18 protein-coding genes, 4 tRNA genes and 1 pseudogene are annotated in these 22,574 nt (G+C 70.4%); 4 read left to right on the forward strand and 19 right to left on the reverse strand.

The genetic code is table 11. From position 1 onward, the window contains the following. Positions 1-81 precede the first annotated feature (81 nt). The 8 genes from rpoB to QOZ89_RS02960 all read right to left on the reverse strand — a co-directional run bounded on the left by rpoB (position 82) and on the right by QOZ89_RS02960 (position 9,883). Positions 82-3,504, reverse strand: coding sequence for a DNA-directed RNA polymerase subunit beta (gene rpoB, locus QOZ89_RS02925; RefSeq protein ID WP_071050731.1), 3,423 nt, complete (start codon positions 3,502-3,504; stop codon positions 82-84). A 1,725-nt stretch (positions 3,505-5,229) separates the two neighbouring features. Next, positions 5,230-5,622 (reverse strand): 50S ribosomal protein L7/L12, encoded by a 393-nt coding sequence (rplL, locus tag QOZ89_RS02930; protein ID WP_071050732.1) that lies wholly within the window; start codon positions 5,620-5,622, stop codon positions 5,230-5,232. Between the two features lie 126 nt (positions 5,623-5,748). Beyond that, on the reverse strand, positions 5,749-6,312 hold the full coding sequence (gene rplJ, locus QOZ89_RS02935) for a 50S ribosomal protein L10 (protein WP_071050733.1): 564 nt from the start codon (positions 6,310-6,312) through the stop codon (positions 5,749-5,751). 824 nt (positions 6,313-7,136) lie between these two features. Further along, the gene (gene rplA, locus QOZ89_RS02940) at positions 7,137-7,853 is read right to left on the reverse strand and encodes a 50S ribosomal protein L1 (RefSeq protein WP_071050743.1); all 717 of its coding nucleotides are present in this window, start codon (positions 7,851-7,853) and stop codon (positions 7,137-7,139) included. Positions 7,854-7,963: 110 nt separating this feature from the next. Further along, entirely contained in the window at positions 7,964-8,398 is a 435-nt protein-coding gene (rplK, locus tag QOZ89_RS02945; protein WP_071050744.1) for a 50S ribosomal protein L11, read from the reverse strand. Positions 8,399-8,450: 52 nt separating this feature from the next. After that, positions 8,451-9,227, reverse strand: a complete 777-nt coding sequence (gene nusG, locus QOZ89_RS02950) for a transcription termination/antitermination protein NusG (RefSeq protein WP_312622910.1) — start codon at positions 9,225-9,227, stop codon at positions 8,451-8,453. 301 nt (positions 9,228-9,528) lie between these two features. Next, a complete protein-coding gene (gene secE / locus QOZ89_RS02955; protein ID WP_071050746.1) occupies positions 9,529-9,777 on the reverse strand; it encodes a preprotein translocase subunit SecE in 249 nt (82 codons plus the stop codon). Positions 9,778-9,810: 33 nt separating this feature from the next. After that, positions 9,811-9,883 (reverse strand) — tRNA-Trp (locus QOZ89_RS02960). Positions 9,884-10,074: 191 nt separating this feature from the next. Between QOZ89_RS02960 and QOZ89_RS02965 the strand changes: the two genes are divergently transcribed. Beyond that, positions 10,075-11,283, forward strand: coding sequence for a pyridoxal phosphate-dependent aminotransferase (locus QOZ89_RS02965; protein ID WP_071050747.1), 1,209 nt, complete (start codon positions 10,075-10,077; stop codon positions 11,281-11,283). A 68-nt stretch (positions 11,284-11,351) separates the two neighbouring features. Here QOZ89_RS02965 and QOZ89_RS02970 read toward each other — a convergent pair whose 3' ends face one another. Further along, the gene (locus tag QOZ89_RS02970; RefSeq protein WP_312622970.1) at positions 11,352-11,876 is read right to left on the reverse strand and encodes a MaoC family dehydratase; all 525 of its coding nucleotides are present in this window, start codon (positions 11,874-11,876) and stop codon (positions 11,352-11,354) included. Next, positions 11,853-12,302 (reverse strand): annotated as a pseudogene (locus QOZ89_RS02975) (MaoC family dehydratase N-terminal domain-containing protein); the annotation flags it as partial. The gene QOZ89_RS02970 and the pseudogene QOZ89_RS02975, both read right to left, overlap by 24 nt. 153 nt (positions 12,303-12,455) lie before the next feature. On the opposite strand from QOZ89_RS02975, the gene QOZ89_RS02980 reads away from it, so the two are divergent. Continuing rightward, positions 12,456-12,884, forward strand: coding sequence for a VOC family protein (locus tag QOZ89_RS02980; protein WP_071050748.1), 429 nt, complete (start codon positions 12,456-12,458; stop codon positions 12,882-12,884). Positions 12,885-13,062: 178 nt separating this feature from the next. Here QOZ89_RS02980 and rpmG read toward each other — a convergent pair whose 3' ends face one another. The 3 genes from rpmG to QOZ89_RS02995 form a co-directional block, all read right to left on the reverse strand. After that, positions 13,063-13,227 carry a 50S ribosomal protein L33 gene (gene rpmG, locus QOZ89_RS02985; protein WP_007514786.1) on the reverse strand — a complete coding sequence of 55 codons (165 nt, stop codon included), beginning with the start codon at positions 13,225-13,227 and terminating at the stop codon, positions 13,063-13,065. Positions 13,228-13,819: 592 nt separating this feature from the next. Further along, positions 13,820-13,893 (reverse strand) — tRNA-Met (locus QOZ89_RS02990). A 90-nt stretch (positions 13,894-13,983) separates the two neighbouring features. Beyond that, a tRNA-Thr gene (locus QOZ89_RS02995) sits at positions 13,984-14,056 on the reverse strand. A 609-nt stretch (positions 14,057-14,665) separates the two neighbouring features. On the opposite strand from QOZ89_RS02995, the gene QOZ89_RS03000 reads away from it, so the two are divergent. Beyond that, complete coding sequence (locus tag QOZ89_RS03000; protein WP_083419136.1) at positions 14,666-16,312, forward strand: GH25 family lysozyme; 1,647 nt, start codon at positions 14,666-14,668, stop codon at positions 16,310-16,312. Between the two features lie 156 nt (positions 16,313-16,468). Here the strand turns inward: QOZ89_RS03000 and QOZ89_RS03005 are convergent, their stop codons facing one another. The 3 genes from QOZ89_RS03005 to QOZ89_RS03015 form a co-directional block, all read right to left on the reverse strand. Next, positions 16,469-16,963: a gamma-glutamylcyclotransferase family protein gene (locus tag QOZ89_RS03005; protein ID WP_071050752.1), complete on the reverse strand. Its 495-nt coding sequence runs from the start codon at positions 16,961-16,963 to the stop codon at positions 16,469-16,471. 80 nt (positions 16,964-17,043) lie between these two features. Next, positions 17,044-17,811: an HAD-IIA family hydrolase gene (locus QOZ89_RS03010; protein ID WP_241841957.1), complete on the reverse strand. Its 768-nt coding sequence runs from the start codon at positions 17,809-17,811 to the stop codon at positions 17,044-17,046. 402 nt (positions 17,812-18,213) lie between these two features. Beyond that, positions 18,214-18,298 (reverse strand) — tRNA-Tyr (locus QOZ89_RS03015). 127 nt (positions 18,299-18,425) lie between these two features. Here QOZ89_RS03015 and QOZ89_RS03020 point away from each other — a divergent pair. Then, complete coding sequence (locus tag QOZ89_RS03020; RefSeq protein ID WP_071050784.1) at positions 18,426-18,914, forward strand: YajQ family cyclic di-GMP-binding protein; 489 nt, start codon at positions 18,426-18,428, stop codon at positions 18,912-18,914. Positions 18,915-19,173: 259 nt separating this feature from the next. Here the strand turns inward: QOZ89_RS03020 and pyrE are convergent, their stop codons facing one another. From pyrE to QOZ89_RS03035, 3 genes are all read right to left on the reverse strand, one after another. Then, the gene (pyrE, locus tag QOZ89_RS03025) at positions 19,174-19,716 is read right to left on the reverse strand and encodes an orotate phosphoribosyltransferase (RefSeq protein WP_083419140.1); all 543 of its coding nucleotides are present in this window, start codon (positions 19,714-19,716) and stop codon (positions 19,174-19,176) included. Positions 19,717-19,894: 178 nt separating this feature from the next. After that, positions 19,895-20,761: a zinc metalloprotease HtpX gene (htpX, locus tag QOZ89_RS03030; RefSeq protein WP_071050785.1), complete on the reverse strand. Its 867-nt coding sequence runs from the start codon at positions 20,759-20,761 to the stop codon at positions 19,895-19,897. Between the two features lie 192 nt (positions 20,762-20,953). Beyond that, positions 20,954-22,057: a Rossmann-like and DUF2520 domain-containing protein gene (locus QOZ89_RS03035; RefSeq protein WP_241841961.1), complete on the reverse strand. Its 1,104-nt coding sequence runs from the start codon at positions 22,055-22,057 to the stop codon at positions 20,954-20,956. Positions 22,058-22,574: the final 517 nt, after the last annotated feature.

Consider the following 22,574-nt stretch of genomic DNA (forward strand, 5'->3'; position numbering starts at 1 on the left):
CCGCGATCGCGGGCGGCCCGCGTGGGCTGGTGGGGGTGGCGGGGGGGGCCCCCCGGGCTGGCCTGGCCGCCGGGCCGGCCGTCAGACCTCCTCGACGCTGCTCGGCTCCCGCCGAGACAGGTCGATCCCAAGCTCCTCCGCCGCCCGGAACACGTCCTCGTCGGTGTCGCGCATCTCGATCTGAACGCCGTCGCTGGAGAGCACCTCGACGTTCAGGCACAGCGACTGCATTTCCTTGATGAGCACCTTGAAGGACTCGGGAATCCCGGGCTCCGGGATGTTCTCACCCTTGACGATCGCCTCGTAGACCTTGACCCGGCCGTGGACGTCGTCGGACTTGATCGTCAGCAGTTCCTGCAGGGCGTAGGCGGCGCCGTACGCCTCCAGCGCCCACACCTCCATCTCGCCGAACCGCTGGCCACCGAACTGCGCCTTACCACCCAGCGGCTGCTGAGTGATCATCGAGTAGGGGCCGGTCGAGCGAGCGTGGATCTTGTCGTCGACGAGGTGCAGCAGCTTGAGGATGTAGATGTAGCCGACCGCGACCGGGTACGGGTACTGCTCACCGGTGCGGCCGTCGAACAGCTTGGCCTTGCCCGACGACCCGATCAGCTGGACGCCGTCCCGGTTCGGGAGCGTGGAGTCCAGCAGGCCGGTGATCTCCTCCTCGCGGGCGCCGTCGAACACCGGGGTGGCGACGTTCTGGCCCGGGTTGGCCGCGTCCGCGCCGATGGTGCGCAGCCGCTCCTTCCACTCCTCCTTGCCGGCGTCGACCTGCCAGCCGGTCTTGGCGACCCACCCGAGGTGGGTCTCCAGGATCTGGCCGATGTTCATACGCCGCGGCACACCGTGCGGGTTGAGCACGACGTCGACGGGAGTGCCGTCCTCGAGGAACGGCATGTCCTCCTGCGGCATGATCTTGGCGATGACGCCCTTGTTGCCGTGCCGGCCGGCAAGCTTGTCACCGTCGGTGATCTTCCGCTTCTGGGCGACGTAGACCCGCACGAGCTCGTTCACGCCGGGCGGGAGCTCGTCGCCGTCCTCGCGGGCGAACACCCGGACGCCGATGACCTTGCCGGACTCGCCGTGCGGCACCTTCAGCGAGGTGTCCCGGACCTCCCGGGCCTTCTCACCGAAGATCGCGCGCAGCAGCCGCTCCTCCGGGGTCAGCTCGGTCTCGCCCTTGGGAGTGACCTTGCCGACCAGCACGTCGCCGGGGTTCACCTCGGCGCCGATCCGGATGATCCCGCGCTCGTCGAGGTCGGCGAGGACCTCTTCGGCGACGTTCGGGATGTCGCGGGTGATCTCCTCCGGGCCGAGCTTGGTGTCCCGGGCGTCGACCTCGTGCTCCTCGATGTGGATCGAGGAGAGGACGTCGTCCTGGACGAGCCGCTGAGAGAGGATGATCGCGTCCTCGTAGTTGTGCCCCTCCCATGGCATGAAGGCGACCAGCAGGTTCTTGCCGAGCGCCATCTCGCCGTTGTCGGTGCACGGCCCGTCCGCGATCACCTGGCCGGCCTCGACGCGGTCGCCCTCGTCGATGATCGGCTTCTGGTTGATGCAGGTGCCCTGGTTGGAGCGGCGGAACTTGGCCAGCCGGTAGGTGCGCCGGGTGCCGTCGTCGTGCATGACGGTGATGTAGTCGGCGGACAGGTCCTCGACCACGCCGGCCTGCTGGCAGACGACCACGTCACCGGCGTCCTTGGCCGCGCGGGCCTCCATGCCGGTGCCGACCAGCGGCGACTCCGAGCGCAGCAGCGGCACGGACTGGCGCTGCATGTTCGAGCCCATGAGCGCGCGGTTCGCGTCGTCGTGCTCAAGGAAGGGGATCATGGCGGTCGCGACCGACACCATCTGGCGCGGCGAGACGTCCATGTAGTCGACCTCGTCCGGCGGGATGAACTCGACCTCGCCGCCCTTGCGTCGCACCAGCACCCGGTCCTCGGCGAAGGAGCCGTCCCCGGTCAGCGGGGCGTTCGCCTGGGCGACGACGTGCCGGTCCTCCTCGTCCGCGGTCAGGTAGTCGATCTGGTCGGTGACCCGGCCGGCGACCACCTTGCGGTACGGGGTCTCGACGAAACCGAACGGGTTGACCCGCGCGAACGTCGACAGCGAGCCAATGAGGCCGATGTTCGGGCCTTCCGGCGTCTCGATCGGGCACATCCGGCCGTAGTGGCTCGGGTGCACGTCGCGGACCTCCATGCCGGCCCGCTCCCGGGACAGACCGCCGGGGCCGAGCGCCGACAGGCGGCGCTTGTGGGTGAGGCCGGCCAGCGGGTTGGTCTGGTCCATGAACTGGGACAGCTGGCTGGTGCCGAAGAACTCCTTGATGGAGGCGACGACCGGTCGGATGTTGATCAGGGTCTGCGGCGTGATCGCCTCGACGTCCTGGGTGGTCATCCGCTCGCGGACGACGCGCTCCATCCGGGCGAGGCCGAGCCGCACCTGGTTCTGGATCAGCTCGCCGACCGTACGCAGCCGCCGGTTGCCGAAGTGGTCGATGTCGTCCACCTCGTACGCCGGGTCGATGCCCTCGTGAAGCTTCACGACGTACTCGATCGTGCGGACGACGTCCTCTTCGGTGAGCACGCCCACCGGGCCTTCCACGTGCAGACCCAGCTTCTTGTTCACCTTGTAACGGCCGACCTTGGCCAGGTCGTAGCGCTTCGGGTTGAAGAACAGGTTCTCCAGCAGCGTCTGCGCGGACTCACGCGTCGGCGGCTCGCCCGGGCGGAGCTTGCGGTAGATGTCGAGCAGCGCGTCGTCCTGGCCGGAGGTGTGGTCCTTCTCCAGCGTGACGCGCATCGACGGGTAGTCGCCGAAGCGCTCCAGGATGCGCGCCTCGTCCCAGCCGAGCGCCTTGAGCAGCACGGTGACGGACTGGCGGCGCTTGCGGTCGATGCGGACACCGACCGTGTCCCGCTTGTCGATCTCGAACTCCAGCCAGGCACCCCGTGACGGGATGACCTTGCAGGAGAAGAGGTCCTTGTCGGACGTCTTGTCGAGCGACTTCTCGAAGTACACGCCGGGCGAGCGGACGAGCTGGCTGACGACCACCCGCTCGGTGCCGTTGATGACGAACGTGCCCTTCGGGGTCATGAGCGGGAAGTCGCCCATGAACACGGTCTGGCTCTTGATCTCACCGGTGGTGTTGTTGGTGAACTCGGCGGTCACGAACATCGGCGCCGAGTAGGTCATGTCCTTGTCCTTGCACTCCTCGACGGAGTACTTGGACGGCTCGAACCGGTGATCCCGGAACGACAGGGACATGGAACCGGAGAAGTCCTCGATCGGAGAGATCTCCTCGAAGACCTCCTCCAGACCCGAGGTGAGGGGAACATCGTCGCGGGCGGCGTCGATGGACTCCTGGACCCTCTCCTGCCACGCATCGCTGCCGATCAGCCAGTCGAACGACTGCGTCTGCAGGGCGAGAAGGTCCGGGACCTCGAGGGGTTCGACGATCTTGGCGAACGAAATGCGGGAAGCGGAGCGCGAGGCGGCCAAGGTGGTCCTTCCGGGGGCCTGGCGTCGGGCGGGAGACGCCGAGGAGCCGTCGGGGCGGTCAGGTGATCAGTGTCTCGCCGTGTTTACACGCGGCGTTAGCGGGGTAGTGCGGCAGGTTGTCTCAGTGAGGACCGTCACGCCAGATCGGGCCGGATGCCGGGCCGTCAGACATGTCCGTCGGTCCCGGTCGCGCGAGGCGCGGCACCAGGAGGTCCAGAGTCGTCCGAGGGCGGGCGCCACAGCCGCCGTGCCGGCTGACGCCGGCAGACGGGACGAGCTAGCGGTGACGGTTCTCTCGTGGGCGGGCGGGCAGAGACCGCACCGGTACGACCGGGGCGATCACGCTGACCCCTTTTCGCCGCACAGAGCCCATCAGACCTGGTCCCACGGGTGCGCGAACCCACCGGCCTGAACGTGAGGCGGCGGGAAGTCGCCCCAACGGCCCTCGCGGGAGGAGTACGGCGGGTCCGCCACGGTCGGCGGGAACGGATCTGAGAGGCTCAGTGCAACGAAAAGGACAGCGCAAACTAGCAGTGTAGCCCTAGGCCGCACTGCTGACAAGCCCCGTCGTCATGTCCGTTGTGCACTACTTCCGCGCTGCTCGCTGCCTGCCGCCGACCCGCCGTGTTCCCGCCGCTCCCGCCCTTCCCGCCTTCCCGTCCGTCTGTCGGCCGCGCGTCTACCCGACGCCCACGGCCCTCCGACCACCGCCACGCTGTGTCGCCGTGGTGGGATCGCCGCGACCGGCCGAGCCGAGGCCGTCAGGCCTGGACCCACCGGCCACGCGCCGCACCGACTGGTCGGCTCGGGTTGCCCCGATGGGAGATACCCTGCCCGACTTCGTCAGATCGCGGCGGTGGTCCGCCAAATGATGGAACTCCGTTGTTGGGGATGGAGTCAACCCCTCAGACGGACCGCATGTGCGGGTAGTTACCGTTCTGCCGCCCCGCCAGGCCGCGGCCACGTCGTCCGATGTCACACCGGGCGCGCAACGCCCGGTCCCCTGGGCCGCCCTCGCCCCCTCGCCGGAGCGTCCCACCAGCATCGGACACCCCCGCCGGCTTGGCCACTCCGCGGACGGGGCCGACACCCGTCCAACGGGCATCGAAAGCCTGGCCGTACATGGTTCCGGGCGAGGCTGGACGCTGGTCGCCGGACCGCGAACCGAGCCGTATATGGGCCACGCGCGGCCCGGCCGGCGCCGCGCCGATACCACTATCGTCACCAGCCACCCGGCCCGACGGACCGTAACCCATCCCGCCGGAGCGTGGCCACCCCCGACGTGCAGGTGTCGCCGCCAGGACCTTCCACAACGCCGCAGAAACGCCAACGAGGCGGGCGAAAGTCGCCCGCCTCGTCAGACGAAAAGCGGTAGCCGTCCAAAGACGGCGGCCACGCGTACCAGTCGCCCGGCCGGTCAAGCTACGCGGTGCGGTGTGACGGCTTTGGCGAGCAACACACGCAACTCAGCCACAGGAAGCGACAGCGCATTAGCGCAAGGGTCCCTGCCGGATCGGAGAAGCCGATCCGGCAGGGACCCCGGGCGCCGCCCGGCGGCCGGGGGGCGGCCGCGGCCGCCCCCCGGGCGCCGGGCCGGCACGGGGGGGGGGGGGCGCCCCGGCTTTTCCGCGTTGGGGCCCCGGGGGTCGCGTCCCCGCCCATCCGGCAGGGACCCCGGGCGCCGCCCGGCGGCCGGGCGCTCCCGCGCCCGGCCGCGGGAGCGCCCTACTTGACGGTGACGGTGGCGCCGGCGCCCTCGAGGGCCGCCTTGGCCTTGTCCGCCGCCTCCTTGGTGGCCTTCTCCAGGACCGGCTTCGGCGCGCCGTCCACGAGGTCCTTGGCCTCCTTGAGGCCCAGGCTCGTCAGGGCGCGGACCTCCTTGATGACCTGGATCTTCTTGTCGCCAGCGGCCTCGAGGATGACGTCGAACTCGTCCTGCTCCTCCACGGCCGGGGCGGCCTCGCCGCCGCCGCCCGGGCCGGCGACGGCCGCGACGGCGACCGGAGCGGCGGCCGTGACGCCGAAGGTGTCCTCGAACTGCTTCACGAACTCGGACAGCTCGAGCAGCGTCATCTCCTTGAACGCGTCGAGCAGGTCGCCTGTCGAGAGCTTCGCCATGATGGCGGTTCCTTCCTGTTCTGTGTCTTAGATCGTCGTGGTGCGGTCTGCCGGGCCGGGCCACGCGGGCCTGGCCGGCCGCTGCCGCGGGTGATATCTGGCTGGCTGGTCGCCGGTGCGGGCCGACTAGTCGACCGAGACGGCCTCGGCCGGCGCCTCGGCGGCGCCACCAGCCTCCGCCTCGCGCTTGGCGCGCAGCGCCTCGGCGAGCCGGGCGGCCTGCGACAGCGGCGCGGCGAACAGGCCGACGGCCTTGGCCAGCGAGCCGTTCATGGCGCCGGCCAGCTTGGCCAGCAGGACCTCGCGGGACTCGACGTCGGCGAGCTTGCGGATGTCGTCAGCCGACATCGGCTTGCCCTCGACGAAGCCACCCTTGACGACCAGGGCGGGGTTCGCGCGGGCGAAGTCCCGAAGACTCTTGGCGGCCTCGACCGGGTCACCGCTGACGAAGGCGACGGCGGTCGGCCCGGCGAGCAGGTCTTCGATGCCGGTCACGCCAGCACGCTCAGCGGCGATCTTGGTGAGGGTGTTCTTGACGACCGCGTACTTGGTCTCGGCACCCAGCGACCGGCGCAGCTCGGTGATCTGGCTGACGGTCATGCCGCGGTACTCGGTCAGGACAGCCGCGGTGGAGCCACGGAACTGGTCGGTGATCTCCGCCACGGCGGCGCTCTTCTCAGGGTTCGCCATCGGGCTCCTTGGGGGGAACGTGCCGGCCGTACCCGAAGGACCCCCTACAACGACGAACGCCCCGGCGCAGGCGCTCGGGGCGGGAAACCGTGCTCGCGTGGCTGGCATCCAAGATGCCCGCCGTCTCGACTACGGATCGCGTCCGTCACCTGCGCGGGCCGCCCAGAGTCTCCGGGCCTTCGGCCGTCCTCCGGCGGAGCAGGTGGACGGCGACCAGCGGTCTGTGGTGTAGAACTCCTGTCAATACTACATCCCTCAAACCACACACCCGTCACGCCCGGCCGCATCCCTCAAACCACACACGCTGTGCCGGTCAGGGCGGAAGGTTATTGCTGGTTCGCTCCGTGCTGTGTTGCTGGTTCGCTCCGTGCGGGCGGCGCGCTCCGGCCCCGTACTCGCTTCGCTCCCACGGGACCTCCGCGCGCCGTCCTCCTGCGCTCACGGGCGCTCCGGCGACCTCGCTGCGGCCCCCCTACGTCGCTTCGCTCGTAGGAGGGCCTCCGCGAGGCGCGCCTCCGCGCCCAGCTCGGTTGCTTGCCACTGTGACGTCACCAACCCGAAGACGACCGCGTTCGCGGGGCCTTCGCTTCGCTCGTGGCCGGGCCTCCGCGAGGCGCGCCTCCGCGCCCAGCTCGGTTGCTTGCCACTGTGACGTCACCAACCCGAAGACGACCGCGTTCGCGGGGCCTTCGCTTCGCTTCGCTCGTGGCCGGGCCTCCGCGCCTGCACGGTCATATGGCGTTTGACGGCGCGAGCCGTGCCGGTCAGGGACCGGCACGGCTCGATACACCAGAGAAGGCAGGCCCCTGCGGGGACCGGCGGCCTTAGTTCGCGGCCGCGTCCTCCAGGAGGTTGCGGAGGCGGTTCGGGTCGACCGAGATGCCGGGGCCCATGGTGGTGGTGACGGTGATCTTCTTCAGGTAGCGGCCCTTGGCCGCGGACGGCTTCACCCGGACGATCTCGTCGAGCGCGACGCCGTAGTTCTCGATCAGCTGCTGCGCGGTGAAGTTCGTCTTCCCGATGACGATGTGCAGGTTGTTCTGCTTGTCAATCTTGAAGTTGATCTTACCGCCCTTGATGTCCTTGACCACCTTCGTGACGTCGAGCGTCACGGTGCCGGTCTTGGGGTTGGGCATGAGGCCGCGCGGGCCGAGGATCCGGGCGATCCGGCCGACCTTGGCCATCTGGTCGGGGGTCGCGACGGCGGCGTCGAAGTCCAGGAAGCCGTCCTGGATCCGGGCGACCAGGTCGTCGCTGCCGACGACGTCCGCGCCGGCCGCCAGCGCCTCGGCAGCCTTCTCACCGGCGGCGAACACCACGACCCGCGGGGACTTGCCGGTGCCGTGCGGCAGGTTCACCGTGCCGCGGACCATCTGGTCGGCCTTGCGGGCGTCGACACCGAGCCGGAAGGCGACCTCGACGGTCGCGTCGAACTTGGTGGCCGACGTCTCCCTCGCGAGGCCCACGGCCTCCAGCGGGCTGTACAGCTTCTCCGGGTCGATCTTCTCGGCCGCCGCCCGGTACGCCTTGCTGCGCTTCATTCACTTCTCCTCGTGGTCCTGCGGGCTCCCCCAGGCCGATGCCTGGCGCCCTCCCACCGGTGGGACTGGATGCTCTGACTTGCCGACGCGCCGACGCGCTCCCGGTCCGCCTACTTCTCGACGACGATGCCCATGGAGCGGGCGGTGCCAGCGATGATCTTCTCAGCGGCCTCGACCGAGGTGGCGTTGAGGTCGGGCATCTTCATCGTGGCGATCTCGCGCAGCTGCGTCGCGGTCAGCTTCGCGACCTTGTCGCGGTGCGGCGTCGCGCTGCCCTTGTCTACACCGGCGGCCTTGAGGATCAGCCTCGCGGCCGGCGGGGTCTTGGTGACAAAGGTGAACGAGCGGTCGTCGTAGACCGTGATCTCGACCGGCACGACGTTGCCGACCTGCGACTCGGTGGCCGCGTTGTACTGCTTGACGAACTCCATGATGTTGACGCCGTGCTGGCCGAGCGCCGGGCCCACCGGGGGCGCTGGCGTGGCCTTGCCGGCGTTGATCTGGAGCTTGATCACCGCGGTGATCTTCTTCTTCTTGGGAGGCATCTCGTTCTTCCTGAACTTTCGGTGGCCCAGCCCGGCGGCCCACCGGGACGGGTCAGATCTTCGCGACCTGGTTGAACTGCAGCTCGACCGGAGTCTCGCGGCCGAAGATGGAGACCAGCACCTTCAGCCGCTGGGCGTCCGTGTTGATCTCGCTGATGGTCGCCGGCAGCGTCGCGAACGGCCCGTCCATCACGGTGACGGACTCGCCGACCTCGAACTCCTGCACCTTGACCGTCTCGACCTTCTTCTCCTTCTTCGCCACCGGGGCGAGGATGGAGAGCACCTCCTCCCTGCGAAGGGGGGAAGGCTTGTTGGTCAGGCCGACGAACCCGGTCACGCCGGGAGTGTTGCGCACCGCGGACCAGGACTGGTCGGTCAGGTCCATCCGGACATAGATGTAGCCCGGGTACTTCTTCTGCAGGACCATCTGGCGCTTGCCGTTCTTGACGACCGGCACCTCCTCGAGCGGCACCTCGATCTGGAAGATGAAGTCCTCCATGTTGAGGCTGGAGATCCGGGTCTCGAGGTTGGTCTTGACCTTGTTCTCGTAGCCCGCGTACGAGTGGATCACGTACCACTCGCCTGGCGCCTCCTCGAGCGCTCGACGCAGCTCGTCGACGTCGTCCTCGTCATCGGCGGTGCTGGTGGAGCTGAGGGGGGCGGGCGAGCCGGCGGTCAGGTCGGCCGGCGCGGCGGCCGTGTCGTCCTCATCCGGAGCGGCGCCGGCGTCCGTGCTCGCCACCTCGTCGTTCTCGAACGCCGCGAGCGGGCTGAGGCGGTCGAAGGCCTCCCCCTGCTCGGAGGCGGCATGCTCGGGAGACTGGGACACGCGGACGATCCTTACTCGTGTGGTCGCCCGTGGAACACGTTCGGTGACGTGCCCCTCCGGGCGGGTGCGCTGGTTCGCGGCTGTGGCTCGGACCTTGACTTCGGACTTGGTGGCTCGTGCTTGTCGTGCTGGCGGGCTGACGCTGGCGGAGCGATCCGTCTGGCCCGTATCCAGTGGTACCCCGACTGGTGCGCGGCACCAGCCCGACCGGTCACGATCGAGCCACCGCGCCCGCCATTTCCAGGCCGGTTACACCGGCCACGGACCACTAGCACCGCCACATCGGGCGGGCACGGACCGGTCAGCCGAAGATCTGGAGCACCAGCTTCGTGAGGCCGAAGTCGAGGGAGGCCACGATCGCGGTCATCACGGACACGAAGACGAGCACGACCACCACGTAGGTGATCAGCTCCGTCCTGCTCGGATAGACGACCTTCCGCAGCTCCGCCACGACCTCGCGGTAGAACCGCAACGGTGTCGTACGACGCCGGCCGCCAGCCCGCGCGGGCTGCTTGGCCCGCGGGGGCGCGTCAGTGTCGGTCGCCGCCACAGCTCTCCACCACTCTCGATCGTCTGACCTGCGCAGGGGCGACAGGACTCGAACCTGCAACCGCCGGTTTTGGAGACCGGTGCTCTACCAATTGAGCCACGCCCCTTGGAGCCACCCGGCCCATCTCCGACCGGTACATACTTGCGCTGGCTATGTACCAACGACTAGGTACCAGCAGTCGTGTACCAGCAGGCACGCACGTACACCGGTGATGAAGGCCCGAGCGGATCGAGCATACCCCTTGGAGGCGGGCACGCCGCGTCTGGCTCACACGAGGCCCCCAACATCTCTGGCAGCATGGTCGGCATGAGCCGGATCTCGCGCCGCATCGGCGGCATCGCCCCATCCGCCACCCTGGCCGTCGACGCCACCGCCAAGGCGATGCGCGCCGCGGGCCGCGATGTGATCGGGTTCGGCGCGGGCGAGCCGGACTTCCCGACCCCGGACCACATCGTGGCCGCCGCGGAGAAGGCGTGCCGGGACGTGAAGATGCATCGCTACACCCCGGCCGGCGGCCTGCCCGAGCTGAAGGAGGCCGTCGCCGGGAAGACTCGCCGCGACTCGGGCCTTGTCGTCGAGCCGAGTCAGGTGCTCATCACCAACGGCGGCAAGCAGGCTGTCTACGAGGCGTTCGCGACCCTGCTGGACCCGGGCGACGAGGTGCTGCTGCCCGCGCCGTACTGGACCACCTACCCGGAGGCGATCCGGCTCGCCGGCGGCGTGCCGGTCGACGTCGTCACCGGCCCCGAGCAGGGCTACCGAGTGACCGTCGAGCAGCTGGAGGCCGCGCGCACGCCGCGCACGAAGGTCCTGCTGTTCTGCTCGCCGTCGAACCCGACGGGCGCGGTGCACAGCCCCGAGGAGGTGCGCGCGATCGGCCAATGGGCCGTCGAGGCCGGCCTCTGGGTGATCACGGACGAGATCTACGAGCACCTGGTGTACGGCGACGCGCGGTTCACGTCGATACCGGTCGAGGTGCCCGAGATCGCCGACCGGTGTGTGGTACTCAACGGAGTCGCCAAGACCTACGCGATGACGGGTTGGCGGGTCGGCTGGCTGATCGGCCCCGCGGACGTCGTGAAGGCCGCGTCGAACCTGCAGTCGCACCTGTCCTCGAACGTCGCGAACGTCTCCCAGGTGGCGGCGCTGGCCGCCGTCGCGGGCCCGCTGGACGCGGTGGCCGACATGCGCGCGGCCTTCGACCGACGCCGGGTCGCCATGCACGGAATGCTCAGCGATATCCCCGGGGTGCGCTGCCCGCTGCCGGAGGGCGCCTTCTACGCCTATCCGTCACTGCGGGACGTCGTCGGCCGGACGATCCGCGGCAAGACGCCGACGTCGTCGAACGAGCTCTGCCAGGTGATCCTCGAGGAGGTCGGGGTCGCGGTCGTCCCCGGCGAGGCGTTCGGCACCCCCGGCTACGCCCGGCTTTCCTACGCGCTCGGCGACAACGACCTCGCGGAAGGCGTACGTCGCATCGCCACTCTCCTGAGCGAAGCCAGCTGAGCCTCCAGGCGGTCCTGTGACGAGCGCTGAGCGCCTGTCACAGGACCGCCTGCCGATGGCCCGCCGCGTCAGGACAGCTGGATCTTGGCCTTGGCGGCCATGAGGACCTTTGCTCCGTCACAGCGGACGGTCAGGTTCACCACCACGATGTTGTCTGGCAGCTTCTTCTCCACCGCGGCGCGGACCTCGACGACCGCGCCGGTGTCGTCGTTGGGGACAACGACCGGCGATGAGAACTTGACGCCGTACTCACGGATCGCGCCCGGGTCTCCTGCCCAGTCGGTGACGACGCGGCCCGCGGTGGCCATCGTCAGCATGCCGTGCGCGATCACGCCCGGCAGCCCGACCTCGGCCGCGACCTTCTCGTTCCAGTGGATCGGGTTGAAGTCACCGGAAGCCCCGGCGTAGCGGACCAGGTCCGCGCGCCGGATTGGGAAGTCCCGCGCAGCCAGCTCGGCGCCCACCTCGATCTCGTCATACCGGATGGGGGCGACGCGGGCGGCCCCGCCGGCTGGCTCGGCGGCGCCGCGCGCGCCGGCCGGCGCCTCGACGCGCACCGGGCCGGCGTTCGGGTCGGCGGTGCCGCGGGACACCAGGCCACACTGGCCGGTCGCCACCGGCTCGCCGGCGGCCGTGCGGAACTCGTAGCCCGCGGTCAGCACCTCGTTGGTCGCGACGGTGCGCAGGCCGGTGAGGGTGGTCACGGCGGTCAGCTCGTCGCCGGCGACGAGCGGGCGCGACAGGGCGAACCGCTGCTCGCCGTGCACGATGAGCGAGAAGTCCATGCCGAACGCGGGGTCGTCGACCGGCAGGCCGAGTTGCCCCGGGATGGCGGCCACCAGAAAGGTCGGCGGTGCGACCAGATCGGAGTAGCCAGCGGTTCGCGCCGCTTCCAGGTCGTGGTACAGCGGGTTGGGGTCCCCGATCGCCCGCGCGAACTGCCGGATGTGCTCACGGCCGACGAGAAAGGGCCTCGCGGCGACGAACTCACGCCCGACAAAAGCCTGGCTCAGCGGCATGAACGGCTCCGATCCACAAGGTGCCCCGGCTCTGACCGGGACGACCATCCCTACCACTACCACGCGACCGCTCACATCAGCCCCGCGCACCGCTTGGCCGGCCCCACTGCCGGGGCGATCCAAACTGTCGGCAGGCCGTGGCACGGTGCGGCTATGGACCAGCGAATCAGCTTTGTCACCCTCGCCGTCGCCGATCTCGCCGCCACCCGCCGCTTCTACCTCGACGGGCTGGGTTGGACAGCCGAACTGGACGTGCCCGGCGAGGTGCTGATGATCAGAACCGCCGAGCGCCTCGTCCTCTCGCTATGGGCTCGTGAGGAGTTCGAGAAGGAGGTCGGCACGATCAGTACCGGCACCGGCGTGCCTCCGATCACCCTGGCCCACAACGTGCCGACCACAGCCGAGGTCGACGCGGTCCTCCGCACCGCCCGCGCGGCCGGCGCCGATCCGGTGCACGAGGCCGTGGAACGCGACTGGGGCGGCTACACCGGCTACTTCGCGGACCCCGACGGGTATCGCTGGGAGGTGGCCCACAACCCGGGGCCGATCGGCCAGCTCGTCCTGCCACAACCAGGCGGGTGAAACTACAAGATCAGTTTCATGAGGAGACGAACGCGTCCAGGCCGGCGACCTGTGGTCGCCGGCCTGGACGATGCGTGTGCGGGAATCTCGCCGTTGTCACCACCGACCCGGCGCGCGAGGCGCGAACTCGGAGGGCCCGCGGAGATGCCCCGCTGGCAGCCGGTGGTGGAGCTAGGAACTAGCGCGTCTCGCGGTGCTCCGTGTGCTTCCGGCAGTTCGGGCAGAACTTCTTCAGCTCGAGGCGGTCCGGGTCGTTGCGCCGGTTCTTGCGCGTGATGTAGTTCCGGTGCTTGCACACCTGACACGCCATAGTGATCTTCGGACGAACGTCGGTGGCGGCCACGGCGTGTTGCCTCTTCCTCTAGCGGTTATCGGTTGCAAATCTCAACAGCCACGAAGCCGACCCCTCTTCCCGAGGTCGCCACTCCACGACCGGCCGCGCGCTACGCGCGGCCCCCAGGCCGGGGCTACCCCCAACCGAAGTCCTGACGAGTCTAGCCGACGACCGCACCCCTACTCCGCGCCCACCGGCCTCACACACCCACGCCAGCCCCCACAGCCAACCGGCTGGCCCCCGGCAGCCTCACGACCCCCAGGAAGCAGGGCAGCTACCCATCAGCACGAAGCCGAAGCGAACCAGTGCCAGCGGCGAACCCCCAGGGACAACCACGAGCGTCCGGCGAGGCTTCCCCCAGGGAGCCAAGCAGCCACCCCGAAGCCCAACGCCCCCGGCAACGCGCGAAGCCAACAAGGTCAAGCCGCCCCACAACATCGCCCCCGCAAGCCCCCAGCGACGCGCGAAGCGCGGAGCGATGGGGGGTGTCGGGGGGCGAAGCCCCCTGACATCGGGGGTTCCAGGGGGTCGCCCCCCTGGGCAGACATCGCGGGCCCCCGCGAAGCCCCCAAAGGGGAGCGAGCAGGATAAGCCCGCCTCGTAGCGGTGGCCGGACTTGAACCGGCGACACAGCGATTATGAGCCGCTTGCTCTGCCAGACTGAGCTACACCGCCTTGGACCGCTACGCGGCGGCCTATGCGGCAGCGTACCGGCTGGGACCGCTACATGACATCGATATGATCACGATGACAGGCGGACCATCGAGCCCCTTTACGGAATCGAACCGTAGACCTTCTCCTTACCATGGAGACGCTCTGCCGACTGAGCTAAAGGGGCGTAACTCTCGTGCTCGCGCGGGACACACGCTACACGATGGCGAGGCAGGCGTGGGAAGCAGGCTCCGCGACGACGCCCACAGCCACCGCATGACTGGCACCGCGCTTCTCGAAGGTCAGCCCTTTCTGGCACCGCCGTCCGACCAGGTGCTTCCCAGCCGGTCGCGGTCCCCGCTGGCCACCGGTGAGGGCCACCCGGTCGCCCGCCCGCGCCCAGCGGACCATCCGCATGCCCGCCCGACGATCCCAGTCCGGCCGGGCACCCCTGATCACCGACTGTGAACAGGAACGGCGTCCGCGGACGGCGACCGCGACGCCCGAAGATCCACGGAAAAGATCTGGGACCCGCCACGCCGGGGCATCGCCCGCACTGGAGCCGGCGGCACAACGGAAGCGTCCTAGTGGCCGGACCTTCCGGAAACGCCGGGACATGCCGAGTGATCACTAGTGAGGGCGTCGACAAACTCGACGCGACCCGCGAACCGATTGCACTGAGTAGCCAATCTGCCGCTTAGCGTAGTCGTCGGCCGTCGGCATCCGCTGATCGGACGCACGGCCGCGCTCTGTCCGAGCGGACCCGAGCGGAACCCGCGAGCAGCGAGGGTTGCCCATGCGCCTCACGCACCACCCCGGCATGCACCACCAGGACAGACAGGCAACCAGCGTCGCCGACGGCGCGGCTGACGATCTGCCGCCAGGCAGCGGCCTGTCGTGGAGCAAGGGCGTGGATGGAGGGCCGCGCGGCGTCCGCGTGCCGGCTGGCACACCGCTGCCGCCCGGCACGACCTTCGGCGATCCTCGGCAGATCGGTGACCACCGTTCCACGCCGTCGCGCGCGTTGCCACCAGCGCGGCCTCCCGCACGCGGCCAGCGTGTCACCGGCAGGCATTCCGCGCGCGGACGGGACTCAGCGGGTGCCGCGGCGAAGGTCGCCTCCAGCCGTACGGACGCCCCGCCGCGGACGCGCCCGGCGGGCGGCCGCGGGTCGCGCGCGGCCGAGCGGGGCTCGACAGGGCAGTTCGCTCCACGGATGGCCCTGCTGGCCGTCACCGCCCTCGCGCTCTCGACGACGGCGACCGCGGCCGCCGCCGCGCCGAACCCAGCCTGGCCGCGCGGTGTCGACGTCTCGTCCTGGCAGCACCAGAACGGCGCGTCGATCGACTGGAACGCCGTCAAGGCTGCCGGTAACTCGTTCGCCGTCATCAAAGCGACCGAGGCGACGACGTACACCAACCCGCACTACGCGGCGGACAAAGCAGGCGCCCAGGCCGCGGGCCTGGTGGTCGGCTCCTACCACTACGCCCGGCCCGCGCTGCCGATCTCCACGGCCGTCGACCAGGCCCGCTACTTCCTCGCGGCGGCCGGCAACTTCAACGCCCCCGGAATGCTGGCCCCGGTGCTGGACCTGGAAACCACCGGTGGCCTCAGCCCCACCGACCTGACCGCGTGGACCCAGGCGTTCCTGCGCGAGGTGGAGAGCCAGACCGGCCGGACACCGATTCTCTACACCTTCCGCTCGTTCTGGACCGACAAGATCGCCAACACCCAGTCGTTCGCGAAGTACCCGCTCTGGTTCGCGATCTACAACAGCAATGCCGACCCCGGCTGGCTGCCCGGCGGCTGGCAGAAGTGGCTGATCTGGCAGTACGACTCCGGCGGCGCGGTAGGTGGCATCCCCGGGCGGGTCGACGTCAATGCGTTCTGCTGCAGCTCGGCCGACCTGGCAAGCAGCGCCGACGGAACCCGCGACGAGATCGCCGCCCGCTACGCCGCCGAGCCGCTGCTGCACATCTCCCTGGGAGCGCCGGCCCGCGCCGAGGGACCGGCCGGCGGGGGCGGCCGGTGGCAGCCGTACACCAACGGGATGATGTTCTGGTCGGTCGAGACCGGCACCCGCGCACTGTTCGGCCCGATCGCGCAGAAGTACCTCGCCTACGGCGGCAGCAACGGCTCGCTGCGCCGCCCGCTGGAGGACATCTCCTGGACGACGGCGCCGGACGGCCTGCAGGCCGTGTTCGAGGGCGGGCGGATCTACTGGCACCCGGCGCTCGGCGCGTTCGTCGTACACGGCGAGATCCTCAACAAGTACCTGGCGCTCGGCGGTTCCGGTTCCTGGCTCGGCCTGCCAGTCAGCGATGAGTACGACGTGCCCGGCGGCCGGGAAAGTGCCTTCCAGAACGGCAAGCTGCGCTGGAATGCCGCCACCAACCAGGTCACGGAGACTCACAACACGCCGGTCGCGGCGCCGGCCCCGTAGCCCGGCTCGATAGCCGTCGTCCGAGGGCGACGCCGGCCGGCAGCTACGCCGGTCGGCGTCGTTGCCGGCCGGCGTAGCTACCGGCCGACCGGTACTGAGGGCGCGCGGACGCCGCCCGCCACGACGTGCCACTCGTCCGACCGCCGCGCGCCACGGTCAGCCGTCCGCACCCAGACGCAGGCGGGCGGCGTAGCGGCCGAGGCAGTGTGACGCAAACCAGCCAGAGTCCCAGTCGCCCTCTTCGACGTCGTCCACGGCCCGCCAGGCATAGGCCAGGGCGCCCCGCGCCGCTTCCCCCGCCGGGCCGCTTCCCCGACCCAGGCCGTCTCCTCCGATCAGGCAGCCCGGGGCAGCAGTGCCGCCGAGGGTTTCCGTCTCCACCGGGCACAGGACGTACGCGTCGCCCTCGAAGTCGTCGAGCAGGGCCCACTCGGCCGCGCAGAGCCCGGACAGCAACAGCCCCGACGCCCGCCGGCCCGCCGCCGGGACCAGGCCCGGGTAGACCCGGCCCGGCAGCCGCGCGGCACGCCACCCCGCGATGACCGCCGCGGTGAAGGCGGGGCGGCGGCCGAGGAGCGCCTCCACGATGTCGCCGAACATCAACGTGCCGTAGGCGAACAGCGCGAGTCCCGCCCGCTCGCCCACCGGCACGCCCGCCCCGGCTCGCCCGGCCCGCCGTTCCGGCCGCGCCGCGGATCCCGGGGATCTCCGCCGGTCCGCGCCGGCCGTCGTCATGGGGCCAGGGCCAGGAGGTCTGGAAGATCCGCCACCGAGTCGATGACATGATCCGGGGTGCCGCCCGCGGCGGCGAGCGTATCCTCCCGGAACTTGCCGGTACGGACCAGCACTCCCGTCAGGCCCATCGCCTGCGCGGCAAGCACGTCGCTGGTCACGTCGTCGCCGACCATCAGGGCCTCCGCGGCCTCGACGCCGACCAGGTCCAGGGCGGCCAGGAAGAACTCGGGCGCCGGCTTGCCGACAACGCTCGCGCGCACACCGGCCGCCTGCTCCAGCCCGGCGAGGTAGGCACCGGTATCGAGGGTGAGGCCGTCGTCGGTCGCCCAGTAGTGGTTGCGGTGGAGGGCGACGAGCGCCGCGCCGCCGAGCAGGTGCCGGAACACCGAGGTCAGCGCATCGTGGGTGAACTCGGGCCCGGCCCCGCCGACGATGACGACGTCGGGCCGCTCGCCTGGGCTGGCGACTGTGACACTCGCGAGATCCGCGCTGATGTCGCCGCTGTTGAGCAGATGGACCCGTGCCCCGGGATGGTGCCGGCGCAGGTAGGCGGCGCCGATCACTGGGGCGGTGATGATCTCGTCGTCGCTGGCCCCGATTCCGGCTTCCCGCAGCGCCGCCCCGATGGCGGCCCTGGTTCGCGACGTCGTGTTCGTCAGGAACGCCACCGCAAGCCCCGCGTCCCTGACCTGGCGCACGGCGTCCGCCACCCCCGGCAACGCCCGCCACGAGACGGTCAGCACCCCGTCGATGTCAAAGAACACCGCCCGACACCCCATCCCGGCACCGTAACCGCCTACGAGCGCCCGAAAACCCACCCGCTCAACCCGGAACCCAGCCGTAACACCCGCCCCCGAATCCACCCCCCACCCACCCGCTCGTCCACAGCCGCCCAGGATCAGTCAGACGAAGCGCGCCGCCGAGACCTCGACGCTGGCCCGCCCGGCTCCGGGCGGCGGCTCCACCGACTGGCAGCAACGGGTTCATTAGGGCGATGTCCTTGGCGCCACTGATCCAGTCCTCGCGGCAGGCGCGGGCATATGGTGCGCGGCGAGCCGGCAGCGGCCGGGGCTGGCCGGGACTGGCCGGGACTCATCGCGGGCATGAAGAAGGCCCCGGCGATCGTTCCGGGGCCTGTGACCTGCTGCTTCGCAACTAGATCGGGGTGGTGGCAGGTGATGGATTCGAACCATCGTAGGCTGAGCCGACGGTTTTACAGACCGCTCCCTTTGGCCGCTCGGGCAACCTGCCGTGTCGTGGATGAGCATACCGGTCGCGGCGGAGGTGCCACCGAGGTGAGGTCCCCGTCATGTGGCCCTGACCTTGTGGGCAGCGGCGATTGCCCCTCACAACCGACCCCGACAGGAGGTTCCTCGCTGTGGCGGACCCGTCCTTCGACATCGTCAGCAAGGTGGACACCCAAGAGATCGACAACGCGGTCAACCAGACCGCCAAGGAGATCAAGACTCGCTTCGACTTCCGGGGTACCGACGCCTCCGCGACCCACTCCGGCGACTCGATTTCGCTAGTCGCGAACAGCGAGGAGCGAGTCAAGGCGGTGCTGGACGTACTGCAGGAGAAGTTCGTCAAGCGCGGCATCTCGCTCAAGGCGCTCGACTACGACGAGCCGAAGCAGGCCGGCAAGGAGTACCGCCTCGCCATCACCGTGACGCAAGGCATCCCGGACGAAAAGGCCAAGGCGATCGCGAAGAAGATCCGCGCGGACGGCCCGAAGGGCGTGCAGGCCCAGATCCAGGGTGACCAGCTCCGCGTCACCGGCAAGAAGCGCGACGACCTGCAGGCCGTCATCCAGATGCTGAAGGCCGAGGACTTCGAGGTCTCGCTGCAGTTCATCAACTACCGCTGACGGGTCGAGAGCCCTCCGTCACACGGTCGTCCGGGCGGACGCGGTCGGGCGGTCGAAGTGAAGCTGGCCCCTGGAGGGGCCAGCTTCGCGAACGCGGGAGATCGTCGCCCTGAGGTGAGCGCGGCCGGGTCCCGCGCGGGCCTGGCCGCGCCGGCTCGGCCATACGGACTGGCCTGGCGGACAGGCCTGGCGGACAGGCCTGGCGGACAGGCCTGGCGGACAGGCCAGATGGACCAGGCGGTCCGCCCGGGCGGACCGGCTATGCGGCGGCGTCGAGCTGGGCGCGGGTGAGCGCAGGGTGGAGGGTCAGGCCAAGATCAGCCAGACGTTCGGCGCCGCCTTCCTGGCGGTCGATGACGCAGACGACGTGCTCGACGGTCGCGCCCTGCTCGCGCAGCACCTTCGTCGCGTCGAGGACGGCGCCGCCGCTGGTGACGACGTCCTCGACGAGGACCACGTACCGGCCGGCGAAGTCGCCGCCCTCCGCGATCTGGCGGGTGCCGTACTCCTTCGCCTTCTTACGGACGAAGCGGGCCGGCAGTCCGGTACGGGCCGACAGCAGGGTGGCCAGCGGCACGCCGCCGAGCTCCAGGCCGGCGAGCAGCTCGGCCCGGGCGGGCACGAGCGGGACCATCGCGGTGACAATGTCCGCGAGAAGGACCGGATCCGCCTCTAGCCGGTACTTGTCGAAATACTCGGTGCTTGTCTTACCGGAACGCAGCACGAAGCTGCCGGTCAACAGGGCCGCCGCCCGAACCCGGGCGGCCAGCGTCGAGGTCTCAGTCGCGGAGTCGTCGGCCACGCCTGCCGACTCTAGCGATCGACGACCCCCGCCCACCGCCGCCCAGCCCCTCCAAGATCGCTTCCGTGAAACGGCAACGTCGCGGTGCGGGCGCGTCCGGACCGCGCCCCGCGCCGACGCCCCGCGCTGACGAGCGGGACGAGCGGGACGAGCGGGACGAGCGGCGAAATCAGCGGCATCAGCGGTAGGGGTTCAGCCGGGCCATCTCTTCGAGGCGGGCGATGCGCTGGTCCATCGGGGGGTGGGTGGAGAAGAGCTGGACGACCCCGCCGGCCCGGAACGGATTGGCGATCATCAGCGAGGAGACCGGGGCCAGGCGGGAGCTCTGGGCAAGCGGGCGGGCGGCGGTGCCAGCCTCCAGTTTGCGCAGGGCGTTGGCGAGGCCGAGCGGGTCGCCGGTCAGCGTCGCGCCGGACTCGTCGGCCTGGTACTCCCTGGCGCGGCTGATGGCCAGCTGGATGATCGTCGCGGCGATCGGGCCGAGAATGATCAGGAGTAGCAGCTCGAACATGCCCGGGCCGTCCTCGTTGCGCCCGCCGCCGAAGATCGCCGCGAACTGGGCGAAGTTGGCGAGGTAGACGACCACGCTGGCGAGCGCGCCGGCGACCGAGGCGATGAGGATGTCCCGGTTGTAGACGTGGCTGAGCTCGTGGCCGAGGACGCCGCGCAGCTCCCGGTCGTCCATCAGCTCCATGATCCCCTCGGTGCAGCACACCGCCGCGTTCTTCGGGTTGCGGCCGGTCGCGAAGGCATTGGGTGCGCTGGTGGGGCTCAGGTACAGGCGTGGCATCGGCATGCGAGCGCGCGTCGCGAGATCACGGACGATGGCGTATAGGCGTGGTTGCTCGACCTGGCTCACCTGGTACGCGCGCATGGCGCGCAACGCGAGTTTGTCCGAATAGAAGTACGAGAAGCCGTTCATCAGGACCGCGAGGACGAGCGCGATGATCAGCCCGTTCCGGCCGAAGATGGATCCCACCGCCAGGATCGCGGCCGACAGTACTCCGAGTAGCAACGCGGTCTTGAGACCGTTGAGGTGAGACATGGCGTCCCGTTGTCCTGTCGTATTAGAAGGTTGCACCCAGCTCAACGCCAGAGGTGTCGCGAGGCGTTCCCATCCAGGCCCGTAACGTCGGCAACGCCCGGCTTGTGCGGCCGTCTCCGCGGGCCGACCTGCGTCCTCGGTGCCCCGACCATCCCCGGGCAGCGCGGCTCTGAACCCTCCGGTCGGCCTGGGTCACGGTTCGTCGGAGACGTTCGAGGCGCCGGAGGAGACGGAGGAGTCTGTGGGGTCTGTGGGGTCGGAGGCTTCGAGCGTGGCGCGGAGGCTCGTGGCCGCGCGAGCAGGGAGAAGGCCGGCGGCCTCCAGGCGCCCGGCCGCGAGACGGGAGAGCGCGCGGTAGGCGGGGACGACGGCGGGGTCCGCGGCACGGAGCGCCTCCAGGTGGGCGGCGACCGTACCGGCGTCGCCGCGGCGCACCGGTCCGGTGGTGGCGGCGTCGCCGTCGCGCAGCGCGTTGTCGAGCGACACCCGCAGCAGCGGGGCGAGCGCCGCGCGCGCGTCAGTCACACCCGCCGCGGCCAGCAGGTCGGCGCTCGCGCCGGCCAGCGCCGCCAGGTAGTTCGCTCCGAACACGATCGCCGCGTGGTAGAGGGTGCGCGCCTCGTCGGCCACCTCGACGAACCGGCCGCCCACGTCCGCGACCAGCCGGCGGGCGATGGGTGCGGCCGCCGGGTCGGCGGTGACGCCGAAGGTGGCGGCGCGCAGATGGGCGGCATCCGCGGCCGGGTCAAGGCCGGCCAGGCTCATGATCGGGTGGACCGCCGCGCGGGCCGCGCCGCGGGCCGCGACCGGCGTGAGCGGGGCGAGCCCATGCCGTCCGCTCAGGTGAACGACGACGCTGCCCGCCCGCGGGCCCGCGGGTTCCGCGGCTTCGGCGATCTCGGTGGCGACGAGAGCGATCATGTCGTCGGGGACGGCGAGTATCAGGACGTCTACCAGCGAGGCAAGCTCCGCCACGGGCCGCGGCCGCGCGCCGGGAAGAAGACGATGAACGCGGGCGGCCGAGGCATCGGAGCGCGTGGTCACCCCGACGAGGCGATGTCCGGCGTCGGCGAACGCCACGGCGAGCGCCGCCCCGGCGCGGCCGAAACCGACGAACCCGACGGCGAGGGCACGATCACCGGCGCGGCTGGTCCCACCGGAACCGGCGAGGACTCGATCAGCCGAGATGGGGATGTCCGCGTCCACCCGCCGATTCTCGCGCGGCTGCCCGCTCTCCTTCATCCTTCCTTCTCGCCGCCGGCACGAGTAGGCGAGGGCGAGAACCTCTCCGGTCACGCGACTCACGGTGCCATCGGCCACGTGGAGCCCGCGGCCGCTCGGCGACGCCCGGAACGACGGCAGGTCCTGCGCGGCGGCCACGGCAGCCACTCGGCGACGACCCCGCCGGCCGTGACGCTGGCCGCGCCAGCGCCGCCAGTGCTAGTGCTAATGGCGCTATCGACACCACACCGATTCCGTCATGCCCGGCGCCCATGGCACGCATCCTGGGCAGGTGGATGCTGACCGGGCGGCGAAGGCCTCCCGTCGGCGACGTACGCCCGGGTCCGCCAGGCGAAGGGCGGGCCTTTATACCCGGCGGGCACAGCGCTCGGGACGCGCGGGTCTGACCCGCGGGTCTCGGGAGGCCGCCGCGTCGGTCAAGAGGGAGACGAATCACACACTGTGGGCGAAGTCATCGGATGAAGTGCGCGGCGGCCCGGCGGAATGGCGTCCGCCCCGGCAGTGTCGGAAGTGGCCGAGGAGAGCCGACTGGTGACAAATACCCGACATCGGCGGCAATCAAGGAGCCGAC

Origin of the sequence: Pseudofrankia coriaricola (assembly GCF_032027725.1) — a bacterium.
Classification (GTDB): domain Bacteria; phylum Actinomycetota; class Actinomycetes; order Frankiales; family Frankiaceae; genus Pseudofrankia.